Origin of the sequence: Chitinophaga niabensis (assembly GCF_039545795.1) — a bacterium.
GTDB classification, from domain to species: Bacteria; Bacteroidota; Bacteroidia; order Chitinophagales; family Chitinophagaceae; genus Chitinophaga; species Chitinophaga niabensis_B.
Map to the genome: position 1 here is coordinate 271177 of NZ_CP154260.1, position 14480 is coordinate 285656.

The following is a 14480-nucleotide window of genomic DNA, read 5'->3' on the forward strand; positions in this document are numbered from 1 at the left end:
AAAAAGGGCCACTTTAACAGCAGCCCTTTCGAAAAATTTATACACGCCCGATCAGCGGATCGCTAAACCCTTCCTCTCCATTCTCCACCCTGCCGGCATAACGTTTCTCAAAAGCGTTAAACCCATTCGCCTTGATGCTGAAATCATACCAGTTATGGTTCTTCCCCAGCTCCAGGAAAATATCCTTTGAACTGTTCTTTCCAATAATATGCTGCGCATCCGCCTGTTTATAACCATTATCCTTCACTGTTAGCTTCAGCGACTCAGCAGAAGTATTGCGGACCTTAATCACAAGCCCGCCACTTTTATCGCGAACATATTCACAGCTCACTTCCATGGCCGGATCATTTGCATTACCTGTAAACTCTCTGTAGAATCCATTAGGCCCATGTAAACGCAGGTGGTACTTACCTTCTGAAAATTGTTCTAAAGGCCAGCTGTATTGTAAAGCATCACCGGCTTTCACTGCAAAATCCCAGTTGCGGAAACCTTCACCGGCAAACGCAACAGGCGCATACACCCTGAAAGGAGAACCCGCAGAGGTTGCACCGAATATCTGGTTGCCGGCAGACATAGAAAGATCAAAACTCTTAGTAGAAGGGTTCCATTTTCCTTCTGCATACAACTCATAAGGCAAAGCACAGGATGGACGAACACCGGGCTCCTGTTTTGCCAGTGGATTGGCGGTAGCTGGTTGTTTGATCATCTCATCAATCTCACGGGAAGAGAATTTCTTAAACCCTGAAGGTTCTGGTTTAAACTGCGCGTTATGAATGGTTTCTATGAATTTTTCTTTCTGGAGGAAAGGCAGGTCTGATTTGGCTCCGTCAAAAGGTGTGAATGCAGAAGTGAGATTCCCACAGATCGTACGCCTCCATTGACTGATATTGTCCAGGTGAATTTTCTTTGAGAATTTTTTATTCACGAATTCTTCCAGGAACTGCAGGGTAGAAGTATGATCAAAGATCTGAGAGTTCACTTTGCCACCACGGCTCCAGGGAGATGCAATCATCAGCGGTACCCTGAAACCTAGCCCGATTGGAGCTTCACGAGCCTGTTTTTTCTCTATGCCCTGTGCCAGTTCATTGGCTAATCTTACATGTTCTACTTCTGTATCAATGCCCGGAGACACTTTACCTGTACCAGGTTTGTTCTCATCAGGGATAGAGAAAGGAACGAAGTGATCGAAGTAGCCATCGTTCTCATCGTACGTTACAATGAAGATGGTTTTTTTCCATACTTCAGGATTACTGGTGAGGATGTCCATGATCTCAGAAACATACAATGCACCATACCATGGAGCGCTGGGGTGATCTGAGAATTTCTGTGGTCCTGCGATCCAGGATACAGTCGGCAGCTTATTTTCTTTAGCGTCTTTGCGTAATTGATAGAGTACATCCCCTGCAGGCACTGTCATTTCACGCGGAGTTCCGTTATCATCATACTTTAAGTTAGTGATGGAGCGGTAACCGGGATCGCCGGAGTTGGTCACGAATGCATTATTGTAAAGTTCTTTCTGTTTAGGTGTTAATTTCTCATAGCTCTCTTTATTCCACTTTGCTAGTTCAGCGATGGCATTATCCAGTACTTCCTGTTTTTTAGCGATATCCGTTTTGATCTTTTTAGCGGTTGCTTCTGAAGAGGGGGATGCTTCCTGTAATTTGTTGATCTCATCCGGTAAAGTGTCTATCTGCTTTTGCAGGTTCCGCACATATCTTTCATTGAACTTTACATTATAGGCAGCGAAGAATTCCAGCAGGTTGCAGCCGAAGTTGGCTAACCAGGAACGTTCATCTCCTGTGTAACCACCACCTGCACTAATATCGTTCTGATAGAATTTCCATTTGATATCGTTCTCTGTGAGTAATTCAGGGAAGGTTTTCCAGCCCAGTTTACCATAACTGTAATCCGTATTGCGGATGTTTGCTTTGGTAAGTCCTTCTTCTTTACTATTGATCTGGCCTGTCCAGAAGAAAGAACGGTTAGGCGTGGTGCTGGTCATGGCGGAACAGAAGTTCTGGTCACATACTGTGAAAGCATCTGCCATGGCGAAGTTGAACGGAATGTCTTCACGGGTATAATATCCCATGGTTAAGGGGATATGATCAAATTGTTTGTTACCCGGCTTTTTGGCGATCAGCCATTTATCATATTTACCGCCGTTGTGTGCATCTACCTGGCTGGCTCTGGAATGGGGCAGTGCGCCCATCCAGGTTACTTTGGTATCCTTGATGTCCAGCCGGAAAGGAGAGTAGGTTTCATCTTTTGCATTGGTCTGCAGCCATACTGGTTTGCCGTCCGGTAAGGTCACTGCGCGGGGATCATTAAAGCCCCTTACACCTTTTAAGGTGCCAAAGCAGTGATCAAAGGAGCGGTTTTCCTGCATGAGGATCACCACATGTTCTGCATCCAGGAAAGTACTACCCGGCTGCGGATCTATTGCCATGGCCCTTTGTATGGAAGCCGGCAAAATAGAAGAAACGCTGGCAGCCCCGGATAATAACATAGATTTTTTTAGAAACTCTCTTCTGTTATCCATTGTAAACGTGATATTTTCTAATAAATGGTTCCGTATCGGGCACTAAATTATAAATTATGTTGGGCTGTGCAACATGATTTTATTGTTAGGGCAGGTAATTATCCACCGGCTGTACCCCAATCCACGACTGCTCTTTATCCGTAAGGCAGGATATGAAGAAAGCGGTTACTGCTCCTTTTTAAATCTGCCATTTTTACGGATTATTTAGTGAGGTCCCATGCAGTATTGTACGACTTCCCGGATTTAGCCGTTACCCATATCAATCCTAATTCCTGGTCCGGATGCTGGATCAGCGGAAGGATGTCATTTCCCCAATCACGAATGGGATCTTTCAGTTTCCACCATCCCAGTTCCTGGCTGCCATTCATACCATCTTCATCTGCAGGATAACCCAATTGAAATGCACAGGCAGTTGGATAGAAGTGATTCGCCCAATCCGCAAACCCTTTGTTCAGTTCTGCAAGGGTACCTTCAGAAGCATCGTCAATGAATAAAAGATCGCCCTTGCCCCGATAAGCAGGAGGCATATAAGAAGGATTGTAATGACGGAGGAATAAACGATAACCGGGTTTATGCGATTTTACTTTTTCATCCCAGGCCTTTGTAAGCGAGTCCGTTGCTTTTCCAAAATATTCCAGTTCAACCCCTACCCCTGCAATACAACGGTGGTGCTTGAATTCTCCCAGCCATTGATCAATCATGGCCGGAACATCATCCCCTTTAAAAGGAAATACTTCCAGGAACACAGTCACTCCCGCTTTGTCCATATGGGATAGATATTGTTCATGCTCTTCGGCAGATAAACCTTTATGTGCAGGTGTAAGTTTGGAGAGATCACCTACAGCCCAGGTAGCAAGAGGGGCAGAGCCGGGAAACTTCCTGTTCACATGAAAGATAACTTTTGCCAGTGAAGCCGGATCGGGGAGATTGATGAAGGTGCCGATCTTGATATCCAGTTTGGTGACCCCATCCCCTGCGCTTTTGCGGGTAGGCTGCCATGCGCCGGACCATTTGAACTTAGCCGGAGCCTGTTGTGTAACAAAGCCATACAGGGCAAGCATGGCAATGCCGGCAAGTAAGGCGCGCTTTACGTGTTTCATGTACATGGAATTTCCAGCTAATTTAATTAATAATTCACGGCAAAGCAATGCAGAAAAACTTACTTTTAGCGCATGAAGGTTTTTATTACAAGAGTGATCCCCGAAGAAGGGCTACAACTATTACAGGAAGCGGGTCTTCAGCTTACACAGTGGACGGAGAAAAGAGATCTCACGCCGGCTGAACTGATAGCATATTGTAAACAACATGATGCATTATTAAGCGTAGGCCCCAATAAGATCAGCAGCAGTTTTTTGCAGGAATGCCGCCACCTTAAAGTAATTGCCTTACATGCAGTAGGTTTTGATAATGTGGATGTACCTGCTGCCACCGCTTTAAAGATCCCTGTTGGCAATACCCCCGGCGTATTAAGCAACGCGACGGCCGATACGGCCTTTTTACTGATGCTGGCCGTTTCACGCAAGGCATTTTATATGCATAAACAGATCGCCAAAGGGCAATGGGGCTTTTTTGAACCCACCGCTAACCTGGGAATAGAACTAACCGGTAAAACACTGGGCATCGCCGGTTTAGGAAAGATCGGTTTTGAAATGGCCAAACGTTGCATTGGCGCATACGGCATGAAAGTGATCTATCACAACCGCCATACCAACCGGGAAGCAGAAGAAGTGCTGAAAGCTGAAAAAGTATCCTTTGATGAACTGCTCACACAAAGCGATGTATTATCCGTGCATACGGCCCTTACGCCGGAAACACAGGGTATGTTCAATAAAGCAGCTTTTGATAAAATGAAACGCAGCGCCATTTTTATCAATGCTGCGAGAGGAAGTATTCATAATGAAACAGATCTCCTGAATGCCCTTAATGAAAAAGTGATCTGGGGTGCAGGGCTGGATGTAACCAATCCGGAGCCAATGGCAGCTGATAGTCCATTGCTGGATCTGCCCAATGTGGCTATACTCCCGCATATTGGTTCTGCCACTGTTGAAGCAAGAGATGCGATGGCTATCATGGCAGCAAAGAATATCATTGCCGGTTTAAAAGGAGAACGGTTGCCGTTTGTGGTGAATCCTGAGATCTATTAGCGCTTGAGCCGGTGTTTTTGTGGTAACCCTTCAGTCCACTAACATTTGATCCGGTACTCTTGTGGTAACCCTTCAGGCCACTAGCGCTTAATCCACATTTTTAATTGCAGGTCCGGAGAAACATCCACTACCTGGTAACTGGTGGGTACTTCATTTTCCAGGCTATGGAAAGTGACCAGCCTTGTGCCGCTGGGTTTTTTATCCAGCGCTCTGCAAAGGAAACGCGAGTAATAAACATAGAGGCTGGCGGAGCATTCTACATCATGATCGATCTTATCTCCCTCATCAATATTCTCAAAGAAGGAATTGTAGAAATAGTAGTTATCATATGCATCCAGGTCTATCTGCGTGAAGTTGGCATGAATGAAATCCACGTTCTGCACATTAGCCGCTTCCCTCGCTTCTAAAGAAAGATGATATAATTCCTCTCTTTGCTCCACGCCGTAAAAATTCACATGCGGGAAGCTGATGCCGCCAAGGATACAAAATTTACCCACGCCGCTGCCAATATCCAGCACCTTTTTGCCCGGGCCGTTGGCCAGGAACTGGGCTGATTTTCTTGCTACGCTCATGGGAGTCCAGTGCCGTTTAGACAGTTGTTGGATCCTTTCCGGGTACAACCAGTCAAAAGCAGAGTCGGTTGTATATCTGGCAGGTTTAACTACAAGACTTGAATTTTGCATACGCTGTATCAGGATACTTTAATGCTGCGAATGAGTTTTTGATAGTCTGCCGGTTGCAGTAACTCTTCTTTATCTTTATTCTGGAACTTCATAGGCGTTACAAAGAAGATCCAACCCTGGTCCTGCGGACTTTCCAGTATCAGGTTGAGATTGGTCTTTAGTTTTGCATTAATGCCCAGGAATTTGCAACGCAACGGGGAGTGCAATGGGATAACAGTACTGCCCGAGTGGATATTTGCGATGAGTGTGTTCTTTTCAATGGTGCCCTTATTATTGACCCATTCGATATTGTCTATTTTCTTTATTCCTGCGAGTCTGAACATGGATAAACCTACAAATCCAACGGTTCCATTAAAATCAATCCATTCATGTTCCTGTGTAAAATGAATCCTCGGTCTTGAAATAGTTGAAATATTCATAGTGCAAAATTACCATTATTAACCCAACAATCCTGATAATAGGGTTTTTCAATATGTGTAAAAACATTATAGTATAAATTAATAATATGAGTTTGGCTAGTGTGTTTCAAGGCTTCACGTCAATTTTACACTTTAAAAGAAAACGTTAAAATTTGCGCCGTGGCCTTTAAAAAGCTTAAAAAACGACAATCTGGCTCCCCGGCCTCATTTAAAATCCGGCTGGAAATAAAAAGTATTTTCTATCTTACTTCTCAATCAACCAGAATTATTCATTACGATAAGCAAGTATCAACCAAGGAAATAGGATAGAATGAATCATTCTCCAGATACACTTTTGGTGGAACAATTAAAGGAGGGAGACCAAACTGCGTTTGATGCTTTATTTGTAAAGTATTATAAGATGCTTTGCGTGAACGCCTACTGGTTCCTTCAGAATGAACAGGAAGCAAAAGACCTGATCCAGACTTTCTTTATGGATATATGGGATAAGAAATTATACCTCCAGTTCGATGGGGATGTAAAAGGTTATCTGCATACCGCCGTGAAGAATCGTTGCCTTAATTATATTAAGAAACAAAAACTCCGTTACGAACACCAGGAAGCATTTTCGAACCTGCAGGAAAATACCTGCCAGGCGCAACCCGATGCCGTTCCGGATTATTATAAACAATTGCATACCTCCCTGAACGACATTTCAGGCCAGAAGAAAATGGCCATTCAAATGGTGTACATCCAGGGAAAACGTTACCAGGAAGCAGCAGAAGAAATGGGTATCAGCATTAATTCTTTTAAGACGCATCTGAAAAGAGGATTGAAACTACTGCGGTTCGCAGTAAATAGTAAAAAGTATTAACTTGTTCACCCAATTGGAAACACAGGAAAAAATATTTCAGTTATACATTCAAAAACTTTCGGGGCATCTTTCCCCGGAAGAGGAAGCCCATGTAAAGAACATGTTGGCGCAGGATGCCGGTTTCCGGGATACCTGGAATGCATTGGAAGAACAGGACCGCTCCATTCAGGCCACAGACTATCTGCAAGGCCTGGACCCCGAAGCTGCATTACAGCAGCTGAAATCAAAAAGGTCCGCCCGTACCCGCAGGCTGAGGATCATGTCTGCCGCCGCCGCTGTATTAATATTAATATCCACGGGGGCTTATTTCATGTTCCCTTCTAAAGAGAAAGAAACCAGCCTGGCTGAATTGGTAGCTAAGAATAAACAGGCCGTGAGCCTTATTACGGCTAATGGCCAATCTGTTACACTTAGCCAGGATAGTGCCGCAAAAACCATTCAGCTCAACAATGCTGTTCTGAATGCTGGCAATGGAACCCTGGCTTACAATTCCCTGGATACCACAGAAAATACCCTGATGGTGCCTCCCGGAGAAACCTATAAACTCATTTTGTCTGATGGTACGGAAGTACGCCTCAATGCATCTACCAGGTTACGTTTCCCTTTCCACTTCGGCAAAACTACCCGGGACGTGTATGTGGATGGAGAGGCATATTTTAAAGTGGCCAAAGACGCTGCCCATCCTTTTGTGGTACATCTGCCCCAATCCAATGTAACAGTATTGGGTACTTCCTTCAATGTGAACACTTACGATCCCGCACGGGAAAAAACCTCGTTGGTGGAAGGGAAGGTGATGCTGCAAAACCAATGGGAGCTGAAACCCGGCATGCAGGGAATTGTAGCTTCCGGTAAAACCTATTCCACCCAGGAATTTGATGAAGAGGAAGTACTCTCCTGGATGAAAGGCGTGTACTATTTCCATAAAATGCCGCTCGCTGAACTTACTGTGATCGCCTCCCGGTTCTATGGCGTAAAATTCATTCCTGATAATCATAAATTTGCCGGCATAGCTGTCACCGGCCTGATGGACAGGGACAAACTCTCTGAATTCCTGACAGATCTGAAAACCACCGCCAATGCGGATTTTCATTTCGAACAACAGACAATCCTCCTTAAATAGCTTATCCCCCTAAAATTTTTTTATACCGCTGTCACCCATTTGAGGAAAGCAGGTGTAGTTAGTTTGAATTATTGCTGACACCATCGTATAAACTAATTAAACGATTTTTTCCACATGAGAAAATGTATGCGCGATTGCCGGCAGGCTACGCGAAGGGCATTGCAAACCCTTGTGCTTAGCTGCATCCTTTTTTCCGTATTCCATGTTGCAGAAGCACAGGTAAAGTCGCTTCAATCCCCGGTTACCGTTTCCGGCAACAACATGTCCCTGTTACAGGTTTTCAGGGCTATTAAAAAACAGACGGGCTTTACGCTGGTGTACAACAATCAATTGTTGGACGATGGTGAGAAACTGAACCTCAATTTCAGGAACACTGCCTTGCAGGAAGTGCTGGACTTTGTATTGAAGAACAAAGGCATCATTTACGAATTACGCAGCAACCGTATTGTGCTGGACAGGAAGGCGCCGGAAGCCACGCCCGCCAAACCCAACTTAGCCCAGGAGGAAAAGAAAACGCAAACAGTAAAAGGCCAGGTAATGGACCCTGAAGGGAATCCTATTCCTGGCGCTACTGTTTCTGTGCCTGGCACTAACAGAGGCGTAGTGTCAGATGCCCTGGGGATCTTTACCATCGATGCTGCTCCTAATGAAGTATTGAGAGTAGCTATGCTGGGCATGAAACCGGAAGAGTTAAAGATAACCGGTCAGAAAACGCTGAAGGTAACACTGCTTCCCAAAGTAGATAACCTCAACGAACTCGTTGTTGTGGGTTTTGGTCAGCAAAAGAAAGTAACGGTTACCGGCTCTGTATCCTCTGTGAATATGGCGGATATGCAAACCCCTGTGCGCTCTCTCACAAATGCACTGGCTGGTAAAGTGGCGGGTGTGATCTCCATGCAGAGTGGTGGTGGCGAACCGGGATATGATAACCCGCAGTTCACCATTCGTGGTATTGGTACTTTTACCGGAAGCACTTCTCCATTAATTATTGTAGATGGCGTGCAGAGAGAAGATGTGAATAGTACTTATGGAGGTGCATTCAACAATATTGATCCGGAAGATGTACAAAGTATTACCCTGTTAAAGGATGCTTCTGCCACAGCAGTATATGGAGCGAAAGGGGCAAACGGTGTACTGATCATCACCACTAAAAGAGGGGTAGCCGGGAAACCGAAAGTGGCAGCCAAAGTAGAAAGTGGTTTCAATGGTTTAACACGTATGCCCAAAATGCTGGATGGTGTTACTTACATGAAACTGTATAACGAAGCCCGTGAAAATGCAGGTGAAACACCCGTTTATTCTGATGAACAGATCGCTAAAACAGCCAGTGGGCTTGATCCTTACTTATATCCCAATGTGAATTGGATAGACCGTATCTATAAAGACTGGGCCTCCATGACCAATGCCAACGTAAATGTAAGCGGTGGTGGTGAATCCATGCGTTACTATGTGTCCATGAGTTTTTACAACCAGGATGGGCAATACAATGTTTCAAAGATCAACGATTATAATCCCAACCTTAATTTTAAACGTTACGATTTCAGAAGTAATATAGATCTGAACGTTACCAAAACAACCACCTTATCGCTGAACCTTGCAGCTATGCTGGTAAATAGCCGGTATCCCGGTTCCCCTGCAAATGTTATCTGGTACAATTCATATTCCACGAATCCAATCGCATTTCCGGTGCAATACCCGGATAATATGTGGGCTGGCCCCCGTAACAACGGAGGCGCCAATCCTTTCAATCTTGTACAGAACAGGGGCTACAGCACAGAGTTCAAACCATCCGTTCAATCCGTTCTGTCGCTCGTACAGAACCTGGATGGAATTACAAAAGGCCTGAAAGCTACCGGCCGTTTTTCTTTTGATACTTATGGAGAATTCAATACCAGCAGAACAGGAGATAACGATCTCTGGTATGCAGGCTCCCGCGGCTCAGATGGTAAACTGATCTTTGAACAGGTAAGAACAGGTTCTTCTTTCCTGGGTTATAGCTCCAGTTCACAGGGAGAAAGAGTCATGTACCTGGAAGGAAATGTTACCTACGACCGCACTTTTGGTAAACATAATATTGGTGCATTGGTAGTAGGTACCATGCGGAACAGGCAATGGGGGAACTCAGGCACCCTGAAAAATGCCATCCCTTTCCGCAATCAAAGTGCCGCTGCCAGGGTAACATATGGTTACATGGATAAATACCTGGCGGAAGTAAATATAGGCGCTACCGGATCAGAGAATTTTGAGAAAGGAAAAAGGTGGGGCACGTTTCCAGCTGTGGCTGCAGGCTGGGTAATTTCCAAAGAGAATTTCATGGAGGGCATTTCAAATACGCTTACCCTCTTGAAATTGAGAGCTTCCATTGGTACCACAGGTAATGATGCCATTTACGGTGACCGCTTTGGATATCTCACTTATGTGGATGGAGCTAACGGTTTTCAATTCGGTTCTTCCCCCAGAAGCTACAATGGAATTGCTGCGAATGTGATCGGTACAGAAAATCTCACATGGGAAACAGCTACCAAATCCAATATCGGATTGGATCTCAGCCTCTGGAATAAACTAACCCTGAATTTTGATGTATTTAAAGATAGCAGGAAGAATATTCTTATTGAACGAGGATCTATCTCTTCCATTGGTGGTTACGGTGGCCAAAAGATCTTTGCCAATATGGGAGAAATGGAGAACAAAGGTTTTGATGCCAGCCTGGAATATATTGACAAGATCAGTAATGATGTTAGCCTTCGCTTGTTTGGAAACATTACTTATGCCCGGAACAAAGTGCTTTTTGCTGATAATCCTAAAATGCTGTACGCCTATCAGCAACGGGAAGGCCATTCTCAGTTTGAATATATTGGTTATGAGGATCTTGGATTATTCGTAGATCAGAATGATGTAGATAAAAGCCCCAGACAGTTGAGGCCTATGTTTCCTGGCGATATCAAATACAAAGATCTGAACGGAGATGGTGAGATCAACAGTAATGACCAAACCTACCTGGGCAAAAATTCTTTCCCTACCTGGTCTTATGGAATGGGCTTTAACCTGGGAATAAAGAGATTTGAGCTGTCTGCCATCTTCGCGGGCATAGAAGATGTATGGATCATGGCAAACGGATCTCTGCATACACTGAACGATGGTTCGGCTAATGGAGTGGGCGTTGTACCCTTTACAGGTATTGGCCAGTATCCCGCGAATATACTCAGCATTGCATCTGACCGCTGGACGAAAGATAATCCCCGCCAGGATGCTTACTACCCTCGCCTGACCATCACCAATTCCAGTGATAATAACTACCAGCACAGCACTCGCTGGTTAAAAGATGGCAGCTTCATGCGATTGAAACAAGCCACGCTCAGCTACAATATTATTACACCAGCCATGCGGAAAAAAGGGATCAGTAGCCTACTGGTATATGTGGCAGGTACCAATCTGCTCACTTTCTCGAAGTTTAAATTATGGGATCCTGAGTTAGGCAGCAATGGTGCAAACTATCCGTTTGCAAAAACAGCTACCCTGGGACTAAGAGCTAATTTCTAATAAGATAAAGATCATCATATGAATAAGCATAAATACCTGTTACTGTTTTGTGCCGGCATATTGCTCTCCTGTAGTAAATACCTGGATAAAAAACCAGATAACCTTCTCACAGAAGATCAGATCTGGAAAACAAGAGCAAATGCAGAAGCTTATCTGAATAATATTTATTTCACAGTATATAATTACATGGATGGAGGGGACTATGCCACCATAGGCGCATCGGACGAAAGTTCCGTATCTATCTCCACCGTGAATGTAAGGCAAATGGTAAGCGGCAACTGGAGTGTTTCCAGTGGTTATTTTTACAACTGGGGCGCATACTACTCCGCGCTACGGAAGTCTTTCATCTTTGAACAGAATATCGATAAAGTACCTGCTGTGCAACTTAGTAGTGACCTGAAAGCACAATACAAAGCAGAGAACCTTTTCCTGCGTGGCTATTTTTACTGGATGCTGCTCAAACAATATGGCCCTTATGTAAAAGTGACAGGCCTCATTGAACAGGATGCAGACTTTAATAAATTCCCCCGCGCACCTTTCGATACCTGTGTAACCTATATCAATCAATTGATGGATCAGGCTATGCAAGGACTTCCATCAGCCTGGTCCAGTTCCAGCAACCTGGGCAGACCCACCAAGGGTTCCTGCATGGCTATAAAAGTAAAAACCGCAGTACTGGCAGCCAGCCCTCTCTGGAATGGCAATCCTGCTTTCGCTAATTTCAAAAATCAGGACGGTACTGCCCTGGCGCCTGCCACAGCAGATGTGAACAAATGGAAAATAGCAGCAGACGCCGCAAAAAGACTGATCGACTCCGCACAGTATAAATTATTCACCAACCTGGATAATGGCGGAACCACCTTCAACCCATACGAATCCGTAAGAGATGTACACTTAACCAACTGGAACGATGAGATCATTTTTGCGAACGTAGGCTGGAGCCGCTGGGGTTGGACGAAATGTGCCTCTCCCGGCCCGGGCGCTTACAATATGTACAATGCTACACAGAACCTGGTAGATGCATTTTCCATGATCAATGGCCGCACCATCAATGACCCTGCTTCCAATTATGTTGAAACAGGTTTTGCTCCTGCCAACAGTACCGCCAGCTGGGGTGGTCATAGAAAAGGAGAGTGGAACATGTACGCCAACCGTGAACCAAGGTTCTATGCTAATATCATGTACAACGCCAGGCCAGTAGTGCCGGCGCAAACCGTAGATGATAAGAATTATTTTTCTTCAGACAATAATATAGATGGTACCGGCCGCGTAGAATTCTATTACAACGGAAAATCCGGCCAGAAATCTTCAGGCAGCAATAACATCACCGGTTATTTGCCATTAAAAAGGATCAGTCCAAATAGTAATATCCGCCAGGATAATGTATCCTTCCATGGCCCATACATCCTCATCCGCTATGCAGAGATCCTGCTGGACTATGTAGAGGCATTGAATGAATACGATCCTAACAATGCAGATATTGTAAAGTACCTGAACATGATCAGAACACGCGCAGGTATTCCGGGAATTGAAACCGTTTACCCTGACGCTGTTGGGAACACCACCAAAATGCGGGAGCATATTTTAAGAGAACGCCAGGTGGAACTTTGTTTTGAAAGTGATCGCTACTCCACACTGGTACGCAGGTTATTACTCGGTCAGCCTAAATACACCGCCATCTACGGGTTGGACGTAAATGCCAATGATAACGGTATGGGTTTCTCTTTCACGGGTTTCTATAATCGCAAACTTTTCCAGCAAAGGTTCTGGGATAATAAAATGTATCTCTTCCCCATCAGCCTGGGGGATATTGAAAGAGACAGGGCATTGGTGCAGAATCCGGGATGGTAATCAATTATTGACAATTTAATTTTTGGAAATGATCAAGCCTTTAATAAGATCTATCATATTCACAGCCGCTTTCATAACAGGTTGTAAAAAGGACGATAAAAATGTTCATGTGGATGGCGCACCCATGTCGGTAGAAAGTTTCGTGCCACTGCAAGGCGGTGGCGGAACATCCATCCTCATCAGCGGTGTGAATTTCACTGGTGATACTTCCCAACTGGAGATTACCATCAACGGGAACAAACTCGCCATCGTGGGGGCCAATACCAAACAGATCATGGCCGTAGTACCAAAAAAATGCGGATCAGGAAAGGTGACGGTGAAGATCGGGAAAGACATAGTGTCCAGCACTGTGGATTTCAACTATGTATTCACCAGAACAGTGAGCACACTCGCAGGCAATGGTGTAGCAGGTTATGCCAATGGTAAAGGAGATGAAGTACAGTTTAATTTCAAAGGAGAACCCTGGTACAGAAGTCAGGGTATCACAGTAGATAACGACCTGAATGTATATGTAGCCGATCCCGGTAATCACTGCATCCGCAAAATAGACAGCACCGGAAAAGTAACCCTGTTCTGCGGTAACCCCAACAGCAGCGGTTATGCAGATGGTAAAGGTATAGAAGCCAAATTCATCTATCCCTATGATGTGGCGGTAGATAAGGATGGTAATGTATTCTGTGTAGATCCTATCAACTGGGATATCCGAAAGATCACACCGGACGGTACAGCTACCACCTGGTGCTGGGCTGCAGCAGAGCCCTGGTCAGTTGCAGTAGACAGGTCTACTAACCTGCCTTATTACGCTAATTGTGGTAATCCGGGTGCCATTTATAAAATAACAGCACAAAACACAGGAGAAAAGATAATCGGTGATCTTTTTTGGCCTGCTGGTTTTGATTTTGATAAAGAGGGTAACCTGTATTTGTCAGGCAACGGCGATCATACCATTACAAAATTCACCAAAGGAACCTGGGCACCCACCATCATTGCAGGGCAGAAAGGAGTGGCCGGTTACCAGAATGGTACGGGACCTACTGCTAAGTTCTCCAACCCCTGGGGCCTGGAAGTAGATGCAGCCGGCAACATTTTCGTGGCAGGAAATGGTACCGGTGGTGGAGATGTGAACAGCCCTGATCAAAGTATCCGTTTCATTGCGGCCAATACCTGGATGGTGTCAACCTATGCAGGAAGTGGTTCAGCCGGTTATTCGGATGCCATTGGAGAATCTGCTGCATTCAGCGCACCAGGCGGAGTTGCCATTGATAAGAACGGTACTGTGTATGTACTGGACAAAAACAATAACAGGGTTAGAAAAATAGTTTCAGAATAGC

10 protein-coding genes are annotated in these 14480 nt (G+C 44.9%); 6 read left to right on the top strand and 4 right to left on the bottom strand.

The genetic code is table 11. The features are described from left to right. Positions 1–37: 37 nt before the first annotated feature. Both AAHN97_RS01110 and AAHN97_RS01115 read right to left on the bottom strand, forming a co-directional pair. A complete protein-coding gene (locus AAHN97_RS01110) occupies positions 38–2539 on the bottom strand; it encodes a phosphocholine-specific phospholipase C (protein WP_343305738.1) in 2502 nt (833 codons plus the stop codon). Between the two features lie 200 nt (positions 2540–2739). After that, positions 2740–3639 carry a hypothetical protein gene (locus AAHN97_RS01115; protein WP_343305740.1) on the bottom strand — a complete coding sequence of 300 codons (900 nt, stop codon included), beginning with the start codon at positions 3637–3639 and terminating at the stop codon, positions 2740–2742. A 72-nt stretch (positions 3640–3711) separates the two neighbouring features. On the opposite strand from AAHN97_RS01115, the gene AAHN97_RS01120 reads away from it, so the two are divergent. Next, the gene (locus tag AAHN97_RS01120) at positions 3712–4683 is read left to right on the top strand and encodes a 2-hydroxyacid dehydrogenase (protein ID WP_343305742.1); all 972 of its coding nucleotides are present in this window, start codon (positions 3712–3714) and stop codon (positions 4681–4683) included. A gap of 80 nt (positions 4684–4763) precedes the next feature. Here AAHN97_RS01120 and AAHN97_RS01125 read toward each other — a convergent pair whose 3' ends face one another. Further along, positions 4764–5255, bottom strand: a complete 492-nt coding sequence (locus tag AAHN97_RS01125) for a class I SAM-dependent methyltransferase (protein ID WP_343305743.1) — start codon at positions 5253–5255, stop codon at positions 4764–4766. 119 nt (positions 5256–5374) lie between these two features. Then, complete coding sequence (locus AAHN97_RS01130) at positions 5375–5785, bottom strand: glycine cleavage system protein H (protein ID WP_074240167.1); 411 nt, start codon at positions 5783–5785, stop codon at positions 5375–5377. 310 nt (positions 5786–6095) lie between these two features. Here AAHN97_RS01130 and AAHN97_RS01135 point away from each other — a divergent pair, with 310 nt between their 5' ends. From AAHN97_RS01135 to AAHN97_RS01155, 5 genes are all read left to right on the top strand, one after another. Beyond that, positions 6096–6638 (top strand): RNA polymerase sigma factor, encoded by a 543-nt coding sequence (locus AAHN97_RS01135; protein WP_343305744.1) that lies wholly within the window; start codon positions 6096–6098, stop codon positions 6636–6638. A gap of 1 nt (position 6639) precedes the next feature. Beyond that, positions 6640–7758 carry a FecR domain-containing protein gene (locus tag AAHN97_RS01140; RefSeq protein WP_343305745.1) on the top strand — a complete coding sequence of 373 codons (1119 nt, stop codon included), beginning with the start codon at positions 6640–6642 and terminating at the stop codon, positions 7756–7758. Positions 7759–7872: 114 nt separating this feature from the next. After that, on the top strand, positions 7873–11298 hold the full coding sequence (locus tag AAHN97_RS01145; protein WP_343305746.1) for a TonB-dependent receptor: 3426 nt from the start codon (positions 7873–7875) through the stop codon (positions 11296–11298). Between the two features lie 18 nt (positions 11299–11316). Beyond that, positions 11317–13149 (top strand): RagB/SusD family nutrient uptake outer membrane protein, encoded by a 1833-nt coding sequence (locus AAHN97_RS01150; protein WP_343305747.1) that lies wholly within the window; start codon positions 11317–11319, stop codon positions 13147–13149. Between the two features lie 28 nt (positions 13150–13177). Continuing rightward, positions 13178–14479 carry an IPT/TIG domain-containing protein gene (locus AAHN97_RS01155; RefSeq protein WP_343305748.1) on the top strand — a complete coding sequence of 434 codons (1302 nt, stop codon included), beginning with the start codon at positions 13178–13180 and terminating at the stop codon, positions 14477–14479. The last annotated feature ends 1 nt before the right edge of the window (position 14480 follow it).

Coding starts and splice junctions, on each gene's coding strand:
- AAHN97_RS01110 (WP_343305738.1), bottom strand. CDS start 2,539: ATGGATAACAGAAGAGAGTTTCTAAAAAAATCTATGTTATTATCCGGG.
- AAHN97_RS01115 (WP_343305740.1), bottom strand. CDS start 3,639: ATGAAACACGTAAAGCGCGCCTTACTTGCCGGCATTGCCATGCTTGCC.
- AAHN97_RS01120 (WP_343305742.1), top strand. CDS start 3,712: ATGAAGGTTTTTATTACAAGAGTGATCCCCGAAGAAGGGCTACAACTA.
- AAHN97_RS01125 (WP_343305743.1), bottom strand. CDS start 5,255: ATGAGCGTAGCAAGAAAATCAGCCCAGTTCCTGGCCAACGGCCCGGGC.
- AAHN97_RS01130 (WP_074240167.1), bottom strand. CDS start 5,785: ATGAATATTTCAACTATTTCAAGACCGAGGATTCATTTTACACAGGAA.
- AAHN97_RS01135 (WP_343305744.1), top strand. CDS start 6,096: ATGAATCATTCTCCAGATACACTTTTGGTGGAACAATTAAAGGAGGGA.
- AAHN97_RS01145 (WP_343305746.1), top strand. CDS start 7,873: ATGAGAAAATGTATGCGCGATTGCCGGCAGGCTACGCGAAGGGCATTG.
- AAHN97_RS01150 (WP_343305747.1), top strand. CDS start 11,317: ATGAATAAGCATAAATACCTGTTACTGTTTTGTGCCGGCATATTGCTC.
- AAHN97_RS01155 (WP_343305748.1), top strand. CDS start 13,178: ATGATCAAGCCTTTAATAAGATCTATCATATTCACAGCCGCTTTCATA.